Source organism: Arthrobacter sp. TE12231, assembly GCF_054062895.1.
Genome location: NZ_JBSSFS010000001.1, coordinates 2,157,076 through 2,175,144, shown reverse-complemented (window position 1 = coordinate 2,175,144; position 18,069 = coordinate 2,157,076). Strand labels below are relative to the sequence as shown.

Sequence of the window (18,069 nt, the reverse complement as noted above, 5' to 3'; positions counted from 1 at the left end):
GCCCGACGTCCCGGCATCATCCCTTCAGGGTGATGACGCCGGCGAAAATAAGTCAGCGGCCCAAGCGTCGGCCGGCCGCGAAGAAGGCGACTTTCGCGATTAATAGCAGAGCGCCCAGATCAGCAATCATTTGCACCGATACCACCGCCCGCGCCAGTTCAGTCGTCGGAGTAATGTCGCCGAACCCGACGGTGGCAAACGTGGAAGTGGTGAAGTACAGGGCGTCAGTTCTATTTAGGGGTTCGCTAAAGGACAAAGGGTCAGTTGTCGACATGGACGTGTAGAGCAACGCGAAGAGGCACAGGAACATCAGAACGGATTCGACAACGGCCACGGCCGCCCGGACCTGGGGGATATGTGCGGTGAGGATCATCCGCAATTGGAGGATCAGCGTCGCCAAAAAGACCACCACGATTGCAGCAAGCCGAATCCACGCGGCCGCGGGATTATCGTCGTTGAAGCCGCTGACAGGAAAAACAAAGTAGAGCGTGAGGACCACTACCGTAAATGCGACCAGACGCGCTACCGCGGAAATAATCACCTTCCTCCGACTGGCCTTATCGAGGTCGTGGAGGAAAACCGGGTCCGTCTGGCCGCCGTGCTTCGACGCCATGACTGATGATACCCCCGCCCGCACAATACGTGCCGGGCCGCACTTGGGCGGTGCTGATCGGCCTAAAGCCGCGCCCCCGGGGAAACCCACAAGGGGTCTTTGCGCCCTGTTGGGGCCCATTTGGGCCCGCCTAGCATGTGAAACGTGGGAGACATGCAAAATGCGGGATGGGTGCCTGGCCCGCAGTTCAAAATCCGACCGCCTCTGCGCGGTCTCGGAGCCTTGGAGCGTCCACGTCTGGAAAACGCGTTGTCCGCGGCCGCCGATTCTCACCGCCTGACTCTCGTCGCAGCCCCAGCCGGCTATGGCAAATCGACGTTCCTGGGCGACTGGGTCCGCAACTGCGATCTGCCGTGCGCCTGGCTGTCGCTCGACCGGTTCGATACCGAGCCCGCACGGCTGTTTCACGGCGTCGTCGGAGCGATCCAATCGGCGGCCAGCAAGATGCCATTGCCTGGCAACGACGCCCTGCTGGCTCTTGACCTGGGCCAGGCCCATGACCGGACCGCCTCCTACGATCTTCTCCTCGGAGCCCTCGAGCACCTCACTGAGCCGATCGTCCTGGTGATCGACGACGTCCACTTGGCCGGGCCGGGCCTGGCGAACGGAATTGTCGGGGTTCTTGCCGCGTCGGCACCCCCCTCATTGCGGCTGGTCCTCTCGGGGCGGGGCCATACCGCCATCCAGCTGGAAAGATTCCGATATGGAGAGGGCCTCGGTGAACTGCGCGCCGCCGAACTTGCCTTCACGCGGGAGGAAGTTGCCCAGTTTGCGCGTTCCCTAGGACAAGATGCGCCGTTTGACGCCGGATCGCTCTGGAAAGCGACTGCCGGCTGGCCGGTCGCCGTCCACGCCAGCCTTGTCTCTTTGGCGCAGTCCCGCAACGTGGCGCTCAGCCCGCCGGCCGCCACGCCCACGCACATACCCCTCGCCGATTATGTCGCGGAAGAGATCCTCGACCAGCTTGAAGCGCCCGTGGCCGAATTCATCCTGAGGGCCACCACGTGCGACTGGTTGGACCGACGCCTCGCCGTCGAACTCTACGGCCGTCCCCACGGCGGCGTTCTGCTTGAAGAATGCCTCCGCAACGGTCTCTTCATCGAGGAGCATGATTACCCCGGCGGCGAATCGGCGTACCGCTGGCACGCCCTCTTCGCGGCGCAGTGCCGCCGACTACTGGAGCGGCGGGACCCCCTCCTTGCCGAGCGCCTGCACCGCGTGGCGGCGCGGCACTACCAGGACGCCGACGTCGTCGAGTGCGTGGCCCAGGCGCTGCAAGGGCGCGCTCCCCGGCAGGCGGTCATGTCGCTAGGCGCGCACTGGCTCGAGTTCGTGCTGGGAAATGACGCCCAAACCCTCGAACGGCTATGCCGTGAACTCCCGACTCCGTGGAGCGAGGATCCCGAAATCCTGATGATCAGATCGGTCTGCCGTGCCCTCTCCGGCGACGCCACCGCCGCATCTGAACTCGCCCAACGGGCCCTGTCCAGGACCTACGTCCTGGATGCAATTCGACGGCGGCGGCTGGACAGTTGCCGTGCCCTTTTTGAGCCGTTGCCCGACGGCGGACGACCGGATCTGCGCGCCACCCTGGCGGATGGTGGCCGGCCGGCCAAAGACATTCCGGGCGGTGGACGTTCGGCCGCCGGCCCGACGGGACTCTTCTTACTGGCCCAGGCCGAGTTCCGGCTGCACCGCAGCGGCGAATTCGCTATCGCCTTGCTCCAAACGGCCGGAGGTGCCAGCAGCGCGGAGCAGCTCGACGCGATAGAAATCGGGGCCCAGGCGGACCTCGCGTTGGCGTTCGCAGCAGCCGGTGACCTGATGAGCGCCGAGAAACTGGCAACAACGGCGCTAGGGCGGGCAGACGCGCTGGGCTGGAGTTCGCACGAACGGATAGCGCCGGCGTGGCTGGCACGCGGCATCGCGTGCTATTGGAATGACGAGCTGAAAGCTGCGCGGACGTGTCTTGTGAAAGCCCAGCGATTGGGCAGCGAGCTCCACCCGTCCGGACGGCTCAGTGCCATCTATCGGGTTCTGGTTGAGTGTGCCACCGGCGATCTGACGCGACTTGCCGACTCCAGCGCGGCGCTGGAGTCCTTTCACGGACGTGGACTGTACGCGGTGTCGTGGAATGCCCTGTACTCCGTCGCCGTGGCGAAGGCTGCCGAAGCCCAGGGCGACCTGGCCGGTGCATTGGAGATGGTTCAACCCCTGGGCGCCGGAGGGCACGGGGCATTGGCTGACACCTTGCTGGCGGAATTGCTGCGTCGCGGAACGGAGTTCACCGCAGCCCAGAACTGTGCAGAGTCATTGGCTGATCGTCGAGGGAACTCATACATCGACACGCGCCTAAGCCTGACCGAGGCGCTCCTGGCCCACAGGACGGGTGATACCGCGGCCGCCCACGAGCGGCTTGAACATGCAGTCCGCCGGGCAGAGCCCGAATCAGTCCTGCGGCCATTCGCCGAGCGGCGGGAGGAACTCGCCGATCTGCTCGTGCAACACGCTGTCTGGGGTACGGCCCATGAGTCCTTCATTGCAGCGCTGATGGCACGCGACGCACAGGGTGAGACGCGCCTTCGGACACAGTCTTACTGGAACCTGACCGAGCGCGAACGCGAAGTTCTTGCCTATATGCGTTCCATCATGACCGCCGCGGAAATTGCCGATGCGCTGTACATTTCGGTCAACACGGTCAAGACCCACGAACGGTCAATCTACCGCAAACTCGGTGCCGGAAGCCGGCGCGATGCGCTGAAGACGGCCGCCAAGCGCGGCATCGTCTGAACCCCAGGGCCGGCGGTCCGGTCGTCAGGAATTTCACCCGGGCTGGATGAGGCTGCGAGTGGGTGAGGGTTTGACACTTGTTGTAGCTGTCAGAGAATGTCGGGCCGACGCTGCAGCGCAGTTCGCGTTTCGGGCCTACGTCACTGAATAGTCCGCCGTCACTGGGCGAGCAGATCAAAAGGAAAGCAGTTCTCTGACGAGACGGGCCAGAGGGCTCTAGGCGCCGTTAACCGGCGGTGAAAGTCTGGAATCATGACAAATGTAGACCGCTTTGTGATTGTGGTCGGGTTTGACGGCTCGAAACAATCACACGCCGCCCTGGAATGGGCCATTGAAGAGTGCCGGTTCCGTGATGCGGAACTGCGCATAGTGACAGTCTGGGATAAAGCACCGATGTCGTGGTATCCGGCACTGCTGGAAACAGCGGCAGGGGAAATCGTGGCCGAGGAATCTCCGCAGCAGCAGGCTGAGGCGATCAGCGCGGCGGCCGCGCAGGCCGCGGACGCCGTAAACGTGGTGACGCGGACCGTCCAGAACGACTCCGCCGCGTCGGCGATACTGGCGGCGGCGCAGGAAGCCGATCTCGTGGTGATTGGCGCCCGCGGCCACGGTGGTTTCGCGGGCCTGCACATCGGTTCGGTCTCCTCCCAGGTGGCGAACCACTGCCCGTGCCCGGTCCTGGTGGTTCGCCCGAAAGCCGCTGCACAGGCCCGTTGACCGGAGAGGAAAGGCCGCGCCTGGGGAGCCCGCGCTGCTTGGTGCTAGGGCAAGACCTTGTAGAGATCGATGACAGTCTCTTCGGGCGGCGAGGCGAAGCCGCCCTCGATGCCCGCCTGCATCCGGGGCATGAGGATCGTGTCCCGGAATTTCTCCCAGCTCTCCTTCGATTCATGGACTGCCATGATCGTCCAGCCGCCCGCGGACGAACCGCCGGCGTGGAAGATCTGGCCTTCCGGCAGGAGCCCCGCCCCGGGATGGACGGCGGCAATCGACGCCTCGTACTGCTCCTTGGTGCCTCCCGGGAAAAAGTGCACGACTCCGTAGGGCGCGGTTTCCATAGCTACTCCTAGGCTGGTGGGTGGGACTCGATAAGGCCAGTCGTAGACTTCGCCACCAGCCATGTCAAGGCATCTTTCAAAGCATCGAACGTCTCGCCGTGTAGTCGAACTGTTCGATGACGGCGCTGCCTCCAGTGACCGACAGTCCGATGACACGCCCGGTGAAACCTCCGGCGACCTCGCTGGACAAGTACCGGCCGTCCAGCCGGGCAAGGGTGCTCGAGCGTCCACCCTGCCGGAAACCGAGGGAGACTTCATCGGGGCCGGTGTTCTTACCCGGCTGCCCGGCACACGGCGCGTCGTTGCAGGAAATCTCCAGCTGCAGGGGACCCGCGGACGGATCCCATTCCGCGATGCCCATCTCCTGATGCAGTGGCCCGATCCGCGCCACCGCCCGCACCCGGCGCCGGCCGGCCTCGACGGCAAACCAGTGGGAATCGTCCACCCTGAGCACGAGCCTCACCACCGCCCCCGGAGAGGGATGCACCGTGGCCCGCCCGCTCCACTCAAAGTCGCGCACCCTTGTTGCCATGAGGGGCGACGTCGCTGTGACGGTGCCGCCGCCTGTGATGTGCACGCCGGCGGCACGTTTGGCGGTGAACGAGGCGAGGTCTGTTCCGGGTGCAATCCAGCGCATGTGGGGAAGGTCGCCGGAGAAGTCATCGGAGAACGAGGTGTCGCCGGCGGGAACCTGATAGCGGTCCTCATCGAAACGCGGCCAGCCTTGCTCCCATACGATGCCGGAGACGAACGTTTCGCGGCCCAGGACGTGGTATCCCGGAACGCTGCCGCGCGGGCGCACGCCCAGATAGACTGCCGCCCAGGCGCCGTCGACTGTCTCGACGAGGTCGGCGTGGCCCACGTTCTGGACTGTGGCTGCGGTGCTGCGGTGGCTGAAGACCGGATTGTCCGGATGAGGTTCGAAGGGGCCGCCCGCTGCCTTGCTCCGGCTGACGGAGACGGCATGGCCGCGTTCCGTGCCGCCTTCGGCCAGGACCAGGTACCACCAGCCGCCCGCCTGATACAGGTGGGGACCTTCCGGATAGGCAAGGCCGGTTCCCTGCCAGAGCTTTCTGGGGCGTTCCAGGAGCCGGCCGGTTTGGGGATCCAGCAGGGCCTGGACAATGCCGGACTCGTTCTCGCCGGGACCGAAGCCTACCCAGGTAAGGTAGCAGTTGTCGGCGCTGTCCCACGCGATGTCAGGGTCGATGCCCAACGTCCCCGTGATCTGGACGGGGTCGCTCCACGGGCCGGCCGCACTTTCGGCGTGCATCAAAAGATGGCCGCCGCCGAAATCGCTCATGTTGGTGGTCACGAACCAGAATTTGTTGTTGTGATGCCGGAGGGTGCATCCGAAAATTCCACCGGAAGCGCGCCCGTCGCCGGCGGCGAACTGGCTCCGACGTGTGAGGATATTGCCGATCTGGTCCCACGTGACGAGATCCCGGCTGTGGAAGATGGGTGCCCCTGGAAAATATTCGAAGCTTGAGGTGGCCAGGAAGTACTCCCCACCCACGCGGCAGATCGTCGGATCCGGAAAGAATCCGGGAATGACTGGGGCGGCGGCACCCGAGGAGGTCCTCGGCTGGCCCGTCCCGACTTCACTGCCAACCACCGCTGCTCCGTCCGTCGCTGTATATCTCATGCCCGGATTCCTAGCGCCGGGAGTCCCTACGCTAGGGACCGCCTGGCGTGCGCCGCACCGGCACTTCCAATGGTTGGAAGGCCGGGGATGTCGGTTCAGCCCTCGGACAAGGTGCGGACGTCGTCGGCCAGGGCCGTCCGGAATCCAAGGTTTCGAGATACCGCCCGGGCGGTGGCCATCACGGCCGGAGCCAGGACATTTGGCGGGGTGGTCCCGTCCGGAACCACGATGGACAGGGCGGCCACCACGGCGCCCTGGGCATCAAAGACGGGGGCGGCCACGGAAACGGTCAGCGACGGCGCGGAGCGGCGGATCATGGCAATGCCGGTCCGGTGGACGTCGGAGAGGGTGCGGCGCAGCTGGCCTTCCGGCATGGCGGCGACGCCCGGTTCGGTCTCTGCCGGCTCCTTCAGGATCTTTTCCTGAAATGCGGCGTCCGCGCCGGCCATCAACACCAGACCGACGGCGGTGGAGCGGAGGGGGAGCCGGCCGCCCACCCGGTAGGCCACTTCCGTGGCCTGCTTGGAGGAGAGCCGCTCGATCAGGACGGCCTCGTTCCTGTCCCGCACGGCCAGCAGCACATGATGCCGGGTCACGGAAAAGAGGTCCTCCAGGTAGGGCAGCGCGATTTCGCGGATGCCATGGCCCCTGGGGGAGAGGGACGCTATTTCCCACAGCCGGACGCCCACGACGTAGCGGCCGTCATCGAGCCGTTCCAAAGCGCCCCAGGCGACCAGGCGGGCGATGAGGCGCAGCGCCGTGGGGGCGGGCATGTCGGCGTAGCGCGCCAGCTCGGACAAGGTCAGCGCCCGACGGCGGTCCGTGAAGACAGCGAGCAGGCTGAGGGCCCGGTCGATCACCGGCTCGCCCTGCTTGGGGCGCTTGCCGCGCGCAGCGGCGGGTTTTTCAGCGGTCGTTAACCTGTCCGCGGGTGCCGTCATTCGTCATCGTTCCTTCTTCGTCGCCAGTGACGCTCACCACAATAGTGTTTCAACCAATGAAATTCACATGTGACGGCCTTGCTTCTGCCGACGACTCTTGATGGAGCCGGTCCACCCGAGCACATCTGACGGAACGGCCCGGAGGCACAGCCGCCGGACCGCCAACGTTGGGCGGGTCCGCACTACGCCGGGCCCCCACACCAGATGTCGACTATCCCGTTGTTTTAGAGAGAATGCGAAGGCGCACTACATGAAACTTCTGAACCCCACCGCCCGACGGAGCGCGGCCGTTCTGGCCGGTGTCCTGCTGCTCAGCTCCGTGACTGCCTGCGGCGGCACCGGCCAGGCGGCCTCCGCCGTGGACAAGAGCACCCTGACGATCGGCGTCGAGAGTGACAGCGCGTCCTTCGGTTTCGACCCGTTGCGGGTCTCCGACGCCCAGCGGCAGTTCTTTGAAGGCCTTTACGACAACCTCATGACCCTCCAAGCGGACGGCTCTGTTGGTCCGGGGCTGGCAACCGGCTTCAGCTACAGCGCCGACAACACCGTACTGACCCTGACGCTCAAGCAGGGCGTGACGTTTACGGACGGGTCCACACTGGACGCCGCGCTGGTGAAGGCCAACTTCGACCGCCGCACGGATCCCGCGCTCTCGGCGTACTCGGCCATCGCCAAGGGCGGCGCCCAGGAAGTCACGTCCGTGGACGTCGTCAGCCCCACCCAGGTGTCCCTGACGTTCGCCAAGGCGCAGCCGGGCTTCGAGAAGAACCTGGCCTCCACCCTGGGCATGATCGTCGGCAAGTCCGGGGCCGCTGACACGGCAAGCCTCGCCGCCAAGCCGGACGGCTCCGGCCCGTACACCCTGGACGCCTCCACCGTGAAGGGCAACAAATACGTCCTGCAGAAGAACGACAAGAGCGCCGACGCCGCGAAATACCCCTACAGCAAGATCGTTTTCAGCGTCATCCAGGATCCGCAGGCCCGCGCCAATGCCCTGGTCTCCGGCCAGGTGGATGTCGCCCAGCTGACCTCACCGACTGTTGACTTCGCCAAGTCCAAGGGCGTGGGTGTCTCCCAGATCGGCGGCACGGTGAACACCATGATCTCCTTCGATAAGACCGGCAAGACGTCGCCGGCCTTCGCGAGCGAAAAGGTCCGCCAGGCATTCCAATACGCCATCAACCGGCAGGCCCTCGTCGATGCCCTGCACAAGGGCGACATCGCGGCGTGGAACGCGCTGCCCAAGGATTCGGCCGGCTTCACGGCGGCGCTGAACACGCAGTTCGCGTACGACCCCGCCAAGGCCAAGAGCCTGCTGGCCGAGGCGGGCTACGCCAACGGCTTCGAATTCACCATCGTTGCGAGCGCCACCACGCAGACCGACCTCCAGGCCGTCCAGAAGGATCTTGCCGCCGTCGGCATCACCATGCAGGTCAAGATGGCGACGTCCACCGACGAGGCGTTTGCCGCCGTCGCCACCACTCCGCTGGGCTACGCGCCGCTGAGCTGGGACAACCCGGTGGGCCTGATGTACGGCGCGATCCTGAGCGGTTTCACCAACGTCCAGAAGGCCACGGACGACCAGCTCAGCGCCGCCACCGGTGAGGCTGCCGCTGCGAAGGACGACGCCGCGCAAAAGGCTGCGCTGACCAAGCTGAACACCCGGCTCGTGGAATCCGGCTGGATGATCCCGCTCTATGAGGCCCTCACCAACCAGGGCTACAACACCAAGAAGATCAAGCAGGTCGAGTTCGCCGGCACGAACGCCTACCCGCTGCTCTCGTCTTACGCACCGACCAACTGATCACCCACCCTGCCGGACGGCCTTCACCTTGCAGGCGAAGGCCGTCCGGCGGGCCCCGACCGATGGAGGTCATCATGGCGATTTACGTCGCAAAGCGCCTGCTGATGGCGCTGGCCACCGTGCTGCTGGTTGCGGTCCTGGCGTTCCTGCTGGTGCATGCAATGCCGGGCAGCCCGGGAGCCGTGTCCCTCGGCGCCGGCGCGTCCCAGGAGGCCATTAGTCAGGTCAACGAGAAGCTCGGCTGGTCCGATCCGCTTCCGGCCCAGTTCTTTCGGTGGCTTGGCAGCGCAGCCCAGGGAGACTTCGGAGTGTCCCTGATCGACGGCCGGTCCGTGAGCGCCGACCTCGCCAACAGGCTGCCGGTGACGGCGGTCCTGGCCGCCGGAGCCACGCTCCTGAGCGCTGTGCTCGGAATCGCCCTCGGCGTGACGGCCGCCGTGCGCGGCGGGATGGTCGACCGGATCGTCGGCGCCGTCTGCGGCCTGGCCGTGGCGCTGCCAGCCTTCTGGATCGGCATCATCTTTGTGTACCTCTTCGCCGTTCAGTCCTCGGTCTTTCCGGCCACCGGTTACGTCCCCTTCGAGGTTTCACCTCAGGACTGGGCCCTGTCCCTGGCCCTGCCGGTGATCACGCTCGCCGTGGGCGGTGCGGCTTTCATCGCCCGCCAGACCAGGGCATCCATGCTGGAGGCCCTGCAGCAGGAACACATCCGGACCCTCCGGGCAACGGCCACTCCCGCGTGGAAAATCCTGTACGTCCACGCCCTGCGCTACGCCAGCCTGCCGATTGTGGCCGGTATCGCCCTGCAGTTCATCGGACTGTTCGGCGGTTCCGTGATCGCCGAGCAGTTGTTCGCCATGCCGGGCCTCGGCCAGGCAGTCCAGACCTCCGTCAGCACCCACGATGCCCCGTCAGTTCAGGGTGTGGTGGTGGTCGCCACCGTTGTGGTGGTGGCCGTGAACCTGGTGCTGGAACTCGCCACCAAGTTTCTCGATCCGAAGTTGCGTGCCTCATGATCCCCTCCGTTGCCCCCGCTCCCGTCGCCGCAGACGCGGAAGATACAGCTACAAACGCAGTCACCGACACCACCGCCGGAGCTCGGCCCGGGCGCCGTCCCAGGACCGCGTTCGCCGGCCTGTTTTCACGCCGCTTGTCCGCCCGCCGGTTGGTTGCCTCGCCCGGTGCCGTGGCAGGCATCACCTGGCTGGTCGCTCTCGTGGTTGCCTCCCTCACCGCCCCGTGGTGGCTGCCGTACAAGACTGAAGACCAGGATTTCACCGCCGTCCTGTCCGGTCCCACGGCCGCCCACTGGCTGGGCACCGACGAACTCGGACGGGACCTGCTCAGCCGCATTTTCGCCGCGGCCGCCGGCACCTTGGGAACATCGCTCATCACGGTGATTGTCGGCGTCGGGCTCGGGACCATCCTGGCGATGGTGGCCGCCGCGGGAGTGCGGACGGAGGGAGTGATCAGCCGTGCCACCGAAATCATGATGTCCCTGCCCGGAACGGTCATCATCCTTGCGGTCATCGGAGCTGTGGGTACGAACATTCCCGTCATCATGGCGATCCTGGGCGTCCTCATCTCGGCAGGCATCTACCGCGTGATGCTGGGACAGGCCACCGCCCTGCAGTCCCAGCTCTATGTCGACGCCGCCAAAGTGGACGGTGTCAGCGCCCTCGGCATCAGTATGCGCCACGTGCTGCCGGGCCTGAGCAACACGATCGTGGTCCAGTCCGCCCTCATCTTCGCGGTGGGCATGCTCATCCAGGCCGGCCTGGCCTTCATCGGGTTTGGTCCGCCCATCCCGCAGCCCAGCTGGGGCGGCATGATCCAGGGCGCATCCCAGCACGTCTACGACGCCCCGTGGCTCATGGTCCCCACCGGCGCGGTCCTGGCCCTGACGGTCCTCGCGGCCAACGCGATCGGCAACGCCCTGGGCAAATCGCCGAATGCATCCGCCTCGCACCTGCCGTCGGCCGCGGAGCGCCGACGCCGGGCCGCTGCGTCCGCCGTCGCGGCACCGGAAGCCCCGGCTGTTCCGTCTCCTTCAGGCCGCCTGAGCGTCCGCGGACTCTCGGTAGGGGTCGACGGCGGCACGCCGCTGGTCACGGACGTCTCCTTCGACGTCGGGCAGGGGACCGTGCTGGGACTCGTGGGCGAATCGGGCTGCGGCAAGACGATGACGGCGTTGTCCCTGCTCGGCCTGCTGCCCTCGGGCGTAGCCGTCACCGGCGGCCAGATCCTGTGGGACGGCCGGAATCTTGCCGGCGCCCCGGAAGGCGTGATGGAGGGTGTCCGGGGGCGGGACATCGCGCTGATCTCCCAGGAGCCCATGCGGGCACTGGACCCCATGTTCACAGTGGGCTACCAGCTCGTCTCCACCGTCCGGCGCCTGCGCGGCATCGGGAAAGCCGAAGCCCGGGCCGAAGCCCTGGGCCTGCTCGAAAAGGTGGGCATCGTGGACGCCGCACGCATCCTCACGACCTACCCGCACCAGATCTCCGGGGGCATGGCGCAGCGCGTGGCCATCGCCCTGGCCCTGGCCGGGCGGCCCAGGCTGCTCGTGGCGGACGAACCCACCACCGCCCTTGACGTGACCGTGCAGGCGGAGATCCTCTCGCTGCTGCGGACCCTGGTCAAAGACACCGGCATGTCCGTGGTGATGGTGACCCACGACCTCGGCGTGGTCGCGGACATCTGTGACACCGTTGCGGTCATGTACGCAGGCCAGGTGGTGGAAAGCGGCCGGACCGCCGACATCCTCGACAACCCGCGCCACCCGTACACCCTGGCGCTGCTGGCCGCCGACCCGCACGCCAACACCGCCGCGGACATGCCCGAACGCCTCGCCACCATCAACGGCCAGGTCCCGCAGCCCAAGGACTGGCCGGGCGGCTGCCGGTTCATGGCGCGGTGCCAGTTTGCCGGATCAGCCTGCGTGGCGCCGGTTCCGCTGGTGCCCTCCGGCTCCGACGACGGCGTGGTGCGCTGCGTCAAGGCCGATGAACTGGCCGTCGAGGGCCTGGAATGGGTGGCCACCGATGTACCCGGCCACCGCGTACTGGACGTTCGTTCGCGGGACATTCCGTCGGGGGACATGCGTTCGAGGGACAATGTTGAGAGGGATAAGGCATGAGCGTCGAAACGGCAGCACGGCAGGACGAAACGGTACCGGCTCCCGGTCAGCCGCTCCTGGACGTGGAAGACCTGGTGGTCCGTTACGGCCGGGGCCGGAAGGCGGCCGCCGCGCCGGCGGCGGTGGACGGCGTGAGCTTCAGCATCCGGCCCGGGGAAACCGTGGGCCTGGTGGGGGAGTCAGGCTCCGGCAAGTCCACGATCGGCAAGGCCATTCTGGGGCTGGAGAAGTGCAGCGGGGGTTCGATCCGGTACAACGGAACAGACGTCACCCACGCCAGCGCCGCACGGCGCCGCGAACTTGGCGGGGAGCTGAGGGCCGTGTTCCAGGACCCGAACTCCTCGCTCAACCCCCGGCAGACCATCGGCGCGTCGCTTGCCGAGCCGCTGCGGATCCGTGGCGTGGCAGCCGGGGAAGCGCGGCAGCGCGCCGAGGACATGCTGGTGCGGGTGGGACTTCCCCGCGAGGCCGTGGACCGCTATCCCGGTCAGTTTTCCGGCGGCCAGCGGCAGCGGATCGCCGTCGCCCGGGCACTGATCTGCGAACCGAGGCTCGTAGTGTGCGACGAAGCGGTCAGCGCGCTAGACCTCTCAACCCAGGCCCAAGTGCTGAACCTCCTTGCCGACCTCCGGGACGAACGGGGACTGAGCTACCTCTTCATCGCGCACGATATCTCCGTGGTCCAGTTCCTCGCCCAGCGCGTCGTGGTTCTCTACCGCGGCCAGGTCATGGAAAGCGGGCCCGCTGCCGCCGTCACGGAGTCCCCCCACCACCCCTTCACCCAGGCGCTGGTGGCGGCCTCGCCCGTGCCCCGCCCGGCAGAACAGGCCGAACGACGGCAAAAACGGGAAGCGCTCGGTGTCCGGACCGCGGCAGCCGCGGCCGCCGCGTCCGGCGGCTGCCCCTTCAGCCAGCGGTGCCCGCTGGCAACGGACCTGTGCCGCACCGAACGCCCCGTCCTGCGGACGGTGGGCGCGTCCGCCGTCGCCTGCCACTACGCCTGAGCCGCCCCCGAATCCTGAGGCCGCGCCACCCGCGTCACCCCTCAGCCCCTCCCACGAAAACCAGCACAAGAACGGAAGACACCACATGACCCCGGCACCCTGGTCCGCCACGATGATCGCCGCCGATCAAGACTTCGACGGCGCACCCCTCCTGCGCAAGGAATTCCGGCTCGACGAGGGCCACGGCCCCGTGGTGAACGCGCAGGTGCGGGCAACGGCCTTCGGAATCTACGAGGCACAGATCAATGGCGTCCCGGTCGGCGATGACGTTCTCAGCCCCGGCTGGAGCTCCTATGAATGGCGCCAGCGCTACCGCAGCTACGACGTCACCGCGCTCGTGGAACCCGACACGGTGATCGGCGTTGCGCTTGGCAATGGCTGGTACCGCGGCCGCCTGGCCTGGTACGGCAAATCGGGTCTGTACGGCGATGAGCTTGGGTTCTTCGGTCAGTTGGACATCGAATTCGCCGACGGCCACGTCCAGACGATTGCCTCGGACCCGTCCTGGCAGTCGGGGCCGTCCGGGACCACGGCCAACGACCTCTACGACGGACAGGCCATTGACGCTCGGCGGCAACCGGAGGGCTGGGCCCGGCCGGGGTTCGACACCGGCGCCGCTGCGCCGGCCAGCGCGCGGGCAGGCACCTGGGTCGGGGTCCACGAGCTGGAGTTCGACGCCGACCGCCTGGCAGACCCCGTCGGGCCGCCGGTGGTGCGCAACGAGGTCCTCAAACCGGTGGAGATCTTCACCTCACCGGGCGGCAAGACACTGGTGGACTTTGGCCAGAACCTGGTGGGCTGGCTGCGCTTCACCGTCCAGGGCGAGGCCGGCACCACCATCACAGTGCGTCACGCCGAAGTACTGGAAGACGGCGAGCTGGGGACCCGGCCGTTGCGCTCGGCCGCGGCCACCGACACCTTCATCCTCTCCGGCGGCCAGGACTTCTTCGAACCGAGCAGGACCTTCCACGGGTTCCGCTACGCGGAGGTCACCGGCTGGCCCGGCGATCTGACCGCGGCATCCCTTGAGGCCGTGGCGGTGCACTCCGCGCTTGAACGCACCGGCCGTTTCGAGTGCTCCAACCCGCTGGTGAACCAGCTGCACCACAACATCGTCTGGGGCCTGAAGGGAAACTTCCTGGACCTTCCCACCGACTGCCCGCAGCGCGACGAACGGCTCGGCTGGACCGGGGATATCGCCGTATTCGCCCCGACGGCCGCCTTCCTCTACGACGTCAAGGGATTCCTGCAGGACTGGCTGCTGGACCTGGCCGCAGAACAAAAAGCCGCCGGCGGGCTCGTTCCCATCACAGTGCCGGACGCGCTGAAGTACTGCCCCCAGCCACCGGAATTCCCGGCACCGGAATCCTCGGCCATCTGGAGCGATGCGTCCGTGTGGGTGCCCTGGGCGCTGTGGGAGGCCTATGGCGACGACACCGTGCTCAAGGACCAGTATGGCTCGATGGCTTCTCACACACGCCGGGTGGAAGGCCTGCTATCGCCCGCCGGACTCTGGGATGAAGGCTTCCAGTTCGGCGACTGGCTGGACCCGGACGCCGCGCCGGACCAGCCGTGGGCCGCGAAGGCGGACACCGGCGTCGTCGCCACCGCATGCCTTTACCGCACGGCGTCCATCACGGCGGCTACGGCTGCGCTCTTGGGGCACGACGCCGACGCCGCCGCGTTCGGCCGCCTCGCCGAACGGGTCAAAGCGGCCTTCAACACCCACTACGTTGCCGCCGACGGCACCATCCGTAGCGACTGCACCACCGTCTATGCCCTGGCCATCGCCTTCGACGTACTGCAGACCAGCCAGCAGCGGGACTTTGCCGGCACCCGCCTCGCCGAACTGGTGCGGAACAACCAGTACCGCGTCTCGACTGGCTTCGCCGGAACCCCGTTTATCACCGGCGCCCTGGCCGATACCGGACACATCGAGGAGGCCTACGGGCTCCTGCTGGAACAGGAGTGCCCGTCGTGGCTGTACCCGGTGACCATGGGAGCCACCACCGTCTGGGAGCGGTGGGATTCCATGCTGCCGGACGGCACCATCAACCCCGGCGAGATGACGAGCTTCAACCACTACGCACTCGGTGCCATCGCCGATTGGCTGCACAAGTACGTGGGCGGTATCCGGCCCCTGGCCCCCGGCTACTCCAAGGTGCTGATCGCGCCCGTGCCGGGAGGCGGCATCGACTGGGCCAAGACCAGCCTCCGCAGCCCGCACGGCACCATCGCTGTCGAGTGGCGGACGTCGGCGGACGGCGCGCTGGAACTCGACGCGATGATCCCTGACGGAGTGGAGGCGGAGATCCGGCTGCCGGGACAGGACTCCCGCACCGTGGGTGCCGGCGCGCACCGACTGACGTCCGCCGCGGTGTAGGCAGCGGCCGTCGTTTCGTAAGTCCGCTATCCACCCCGCCGGCGGGAAAACAGGCTGGCAATTGAAGACACCCCACGATCAGGAGCACTAAAGAATGACCTCCACGAGCTTTGACGCCGACGTCGACGATGCGATCCGCACCCTTCCGGTGGCTGAGAAGATCCGGCTCCTGAACGGCTCCGGGCTGTGGTTCACCCAGGCCGAGCCGCGCCTCGGCCTGCCGAAGATCACCGTGTCCGACGGACCCGTGGGGGTCCGGGGCCACCGCGACAACGAGGCCGCCGGCGCGGTGAACCTGCCGTCCGCCACATGCCTGGCGTCCTCCTGGGACCGACGGCTGATGGCCCGGGTGGGCAGGCTGCTGGCCGCCGAGGCACGGCGGCAGGAGGTGGACGTGGTGCTCGGACCCACCATGAACCTGCACCGATCCCCTTTGGCCGGCCGGAACTTCGAATGCCTGTCCGAGGACCCGCTCCTCACCGGTGAACTGGCAGCCGCGTATGTCGACGGAATCCAGGGCCAGGGCATTGGTGCGTGCCCCAAGCACTTCGTCGCCAACGAGGCGGAGACCGAACGGATGACCGTCAACAACCTGATCGACGAACGGACCCTGCATGAGGTGTACCTCGCACCGTTTGAACGGGTGGTCAAACAGGCCCGGCCGTGGATGATCATGGCGGCCTACAACGGCGTCAACGGCAAGCCCATGACCGAAAATCCCCTCACAGAGAACCCGCTCAAGACCGAGTGGGGATTCGACGGCGCCGTGGTGTCCGACTGGCATGCGGTGTACTCCACCGTGGACTCGGCCCTGTCCGCCACGGACCTCGCCATGCCTGGTCCGGAAGAACTGTGGGGCGACCCGCTGGTGAAAGCCAACGCGTCCGGGCTGGTCCCCGAGGCCGTGATCGACGGGAAAGTGCGCCGGCTGCTCACGTTGGGCCGGCGCGTGGAGGAGGGCCGCCGGCAGGAACCGGCCGAACCCAAGGCCGGACCTGAAACCGGAGCCGCCGTCGCACGCGAGGCCGCGGCGGCAGGATTCGTGCTCCTGGAAAACCACGACCGCATCCTCCCGCTCGCACCCCGGGACATCACGTCCCTCGCCGTAATCGGCCCGGCGGCCATGGACCCCCGGACCCAGGGCGGCGGCAGCGCATCGGTGTTCCCGTCCTACACGGTAGCGCCCGCCGCCGGCCTGCGTGCCCGGCTCGGCGACGGCGCTCAGCTCACCACGGTCCAGGGTGCCTGGCTCTCCGACGGCCTTCGCGAACCCCGCGACGCCGAATGTCACGCGCCGGGCCAGGCGCCGGGCCGCGCGCCGGGCTCGGGGCAACGGCGCGTCCGGCTAACCTGGCGGGGAGCCGCCGGCACCCTCGCGGAGGAATACGGTCCCCGCACCACCCTCACCCGGGGCGCCGGGGCCATCCCTGACGGCGCCACCGCCGTCGACATCGAAACAATTTTCACCCCGCAGGTTTCCGGCCTTTGGAAGCTGGGTTTCAAAGCTATTGGGCACGCCACCCTGGAGGTCAACGGGGAGAGCGTGGCGGCCGCGGATTCGCGCCACCGCTATGCGGACATCGAGGCCGTGCTGATCGGCGCGCCGGAGGAAGCCGCCGACGTCGAACTGGCGGCGGGGGAGCCGGTGCGGCTCACGCTGCGTTACACCTGGCATCCGGATGCCACCCTGTTCCGCGTGGGGCTGGCCGTCGACGAACCCCGCGGGCCGGCCGACCTCGAGATTGCCAAGGCCGCTGCCGCAGCAGGTGCCGCGGACGTCGCCGTCGTCATGGTAGGGACCTCCGGCGCCGTCGAAAGCGAGGGCTTCGACCGGACATCCCTTGCGCTGCCGGGCCGGCAGGATGACCTGGTCCGCGCCGTCATCGCGGCCAACCCGCGCACGGTGGTGGTGGTCAACGCCGGTGCCCCCGTCGAAATGCCCTGGCGCAACGACGCCGCTGCCGTTCTGCTGGTCTGGTTCCCGGGCATGGAATTCGGCAACGCCCTGGCCGACGTGCTGTTCGGCGACACCGAACCCGGCGGGCACCTGCCGACCACCTGGCCGGCCGCGCTGGCTGACGCTCCGGTCCGGGACACCCGCCCGCGGCACGGTCAGCTCGAGTACACGGAGGGGCTCCACGTCGGATACCGCGGCTGGGCCCGACAAGCCACGCACGCCAGTCAAACCGGGCAACCTGCCGCCCCGGCGTACTGGCTGGGCCACGGCCTCGGCTACACCACGTTCGCGGTGGACGGGTTCAGGCTGCTCGGGGCACCGGCGCCCGGGGACGACCTCCAGGCCGTGCTGACCATCTGCAACGCCGGGTTCCGCGCCGGAAAATATCTGGCCCAGATCTACGCCGACGCCCCGGAATCGGCCGTGGAACGCCCTGACTTCTGGCTGGCCGGCTTCGCGACGGCCCACATCCCGGCCGGGGAACGCCGGGAGATCACGGTGACGCTGCCCGGGCGGACCTTCCAGCACTGGAACGCCGGACGCGGCTGGTGCGACGAGGCGACCACCTTCAGGATCGCGCCGGCCGAACACGCCGGGGCCGCGCCGGCCGCGCTGTCCGGACCCCTCGCCGTGTCCGTCACCCTCGCAGCATCCACTAGCCCGGCAGCGCCCGTTCCCGCCAGTGACCGTCCCCGCCCATAACTGAACACGGTTTGCAGCCGTGAACCACCCCGA

Annotated in this window: 12 protein-coding genes; 8 read left to right on the top strand and 4 right to left on the bottom strand. The window is 67.5% G+C overall.

From position 1 onward, the window contains the following. Positions 1-52 precede the first annotated feature (52 nt). On the bottom strand, positions 53-613 hold the full coding sequence (locus tag ACVWYS_RS09840) for a potassium channel family protein (protein WP_116765832.1): 561 nt from the start codon (positions 611-613) through the stop codon (positions 53-55). Positions 614-835: 222 nt separating this feature from the next. On the opposite strand from ACVWYS_RS09840, the gene ACVWYS_RS09835 reads away from it, so the two are divergent. Further along, on the top strand, positions 836-3,403 hold the full coding sequence (locus ACVWYS_RS09835) for a helix-turn-helix transcriptional regulator (RefSeq protein ID WP_133247478.1): 2,568 nt from the start codon (positions 836-838) through the stop codon (positions 3,401-3,403). A gap of 252 nt (positions 3,404-3,655) precedes the next feature. Further along, positions 3,656-4,120: a universal stress protein gene (locus tag ACVWYS_RS09830; RefSeq protein ID WP_116765830.1), complete on the top strand. Its 465-nt coding sequence runs from the start codon at positions 3,656-3,658 to the stop codon at positions 4,118-4,120. 44 nt (positions 4,121-4,164) lie between these two features. Here ACVWYS_RS09830 and ACVWYS_RS09825 read toward each other — a convergent pair whose 3' ends face one another. From ACVWYS_RS09825 to ACVWYS_RS09815, 3 genes are all read right to left on the bottom strand, one after another. Continuing rightward, entirely contained in the window at positions 4,165-4,461 is a 297-nt protein-coding gene (locus tag ACVWYS_RS09825) for a hypothetical protein (RefSeq protein WP_116765829.1), read from the bottom strand. A gap of 76 nt (positions 4,462-4,537) precedes the next feature. Continuing rightward, positions 4,538-6,106, bottom strand: a complete 1,569-nt coding sequence (locus ACVWYS_RS09820) for a family 43 glycosylhydrolase (RefSeq protein WP_456509665.1) — start codon at positions 6,104-6,106, stop codon at positions 4,538-4,540. Positions 6,107-6,201: 95 nt separating this feature from the next. Further along, entirely contained in the window at positions 6,202-7,047 is an 846-nt protein-coding gene (locus ACVWYS_RS09815) for an IclR family transcriptional regulator (RefSeq protein ID WP_344367842.1), read from the bottom strand. Between the two features lie 250 nt (positions 7,048-7,297). Here ACVWYS_RS09815 and ACVWYS_RS09810 point away from each other — a divergent pair, with 250 nt between their 5' ends. The 6 genes from ACVWYS_RS09810 to ACVWYS_RS09785 all read left to right on the top strand — a co-directional run bounded on the left by ACVWYS_RS09810 (position 7,298) and on the right by ACVWYS_RS09785 (position 18,036). Then, the gene (locus ACVWYS_RS09810) at positions 7,298-8,851 is read left to right on the top strand and encodes an ABC transporter substrate-binding protein (protein ID WP_456506607.1); all 1,554 of its coding nucleotides are present in this window, start codon (positions 7,298-7,300) and stop codon (positions 8,849-8,851) included. 62 nt (positions 8,852-8,913) lie between these two features. Next, on the top strand, positions 8,914-9,867 hold the full coding sequence (locus ACVWYS_RS09805; protein WP_456509664.1) for an ABC transporter permease: 954 nt from the start codon (positions 8,914-8,916) through the stop codon (positions 9,865-9,867). Continuing rightward, on the top strand, positions 9,864-11,990 hold the full coding sequence (locus tag ACVWYS_RS09800; RefSeq protein WP_456509663.1) for a dipeptide/oligopeptide/nickel ABC transporter permease/ATP-binding protein: 2,127 nt from the start codon (positions 9,864-9,866) through the stop codon (positions 11,988-11,990). The genes ACVWYS_RS09805 and ACVWYS_RS09800 overlap by 4 nt, the downstream gene beginning before the upstream one ends. Then, positions 11,987-12,994, top strand: coding sequence for an oligopeptide/dipeptide ABC transporter ATP-binding protein (locus ACVWYS_RS09795; protein ID WP_456506604.1), 1,008 nt, complete (start codon positions 11,987-11,989; stop codon positions 12,992-12,994). Before ACVWYS_RS09800 ends, ACVWYS_RS09795 begins: the two co-directional genes overlap by 4 nt. A gap of 85 nt (positions 12,995-13,079) precedes the next feature. Further along, complete coding sequence (locus ACVWYS_RS09790) at positions 13,080-15,377, top strand: family 78 glycoside hydrolase catalytic domain (RefSeq protein ID WP_456509662.1); 2,298 nt, start codon at positions 13,080-13,082, stop codon at positions 15,375-15,377. Between the two features lie 94 nt (positions 15,378-15,471). Beyond that, the gene (locus tag ACVWYS_RS09785; RefSeq protein ID WP_456509661.1) at positions 15,472-18,036 is read left to right on the top strand and encodes a beta-glucosidase; all 2,565 of its coding nucleotides are present in this window, start codon (positions 15,472-15,474) and stop codon (positions 18,034-18,036) included. Positions 18,037-18,069: the final 33 nt, after the last annotated feature.

Coding starts and splice junctions, on each gene's coding strand:
- ACVWYS_RS09840 (WP_116765832.1), bottom strand. CDS start 613: ATGGCGTCGAAGCACGGCGGCCAGACGGACCCGGTTTTCCTCCACGAC.
- ACVWYS_RS09830 (WP_116765830.1), top strand. CDS start 3,656: ATGACAAATGTAGACCGCTTTGTGATTGTGGTCGGGTTTGACGGCTCG.
- ACVWYS_RS09825 (WP_116765829.1), bottom strand. CDS start 4,461: ATGGAAACCGCGCCCTACGGAGTCGTGCACTTTTTCCCGGGAGGCACC.
- ACVWYS_RS09820 (WP_456509665.1), bottom strand. CDS start 6,106: ATGAGATATACAGCGACGGACGGAGCAGCGGTGGTTGGCAGTGAAGTC.
- ACVWYS_RS09815 (WP_344367842.1), bottom strand. CDS start 7,047: ATGACGGCACCCGCGGACAGGTTAACGACCGCTGAAAAACCCGCCGCT.
- ACVWYS_RS09810 (WP_456506607.1), top strand. CDS start 7,298: ATGAAACTTCTGAACCCCACCGCCCGACGGAGCGCGGCCGTTCTGGCC.
- ACVWYS_RS09805 (WP_456509664.1), top strand. CDS start 8,914: ATGGAGGTCATCATGGCGATTTACGTCGCAAAGCGCCTGCTGATGGCG.
- ACVWYS_RS09800 (WP_456509663.1), top strand. CDS start 9,864: ATGATCCCCTCCGTTGCCCCCGCTCCCGTCGCCGCAGACGCGGAAGAT.
- ACVWYS_RS09795 (WP_456506604.1), top strand. CDS start 11,987: ATGAGCGTCGAAACGGCAGCACGGCAGGACGAAACGGTACCGGCTCCC.
- ACVWYS_RS09790 (WP_456509662.1), top strand. CDS start 13,080: ATGACCCCGGCACCCTGGTCCGCCACGATGATCGCCGCCGATCAAGAC.
- ACVWYS_RS09785 (WP_456509661.1), top strand. CDS start 15,472: ATGACCTCCACGAGCTTTGACGCCGACGTCGACGATGCGATCCGCACC.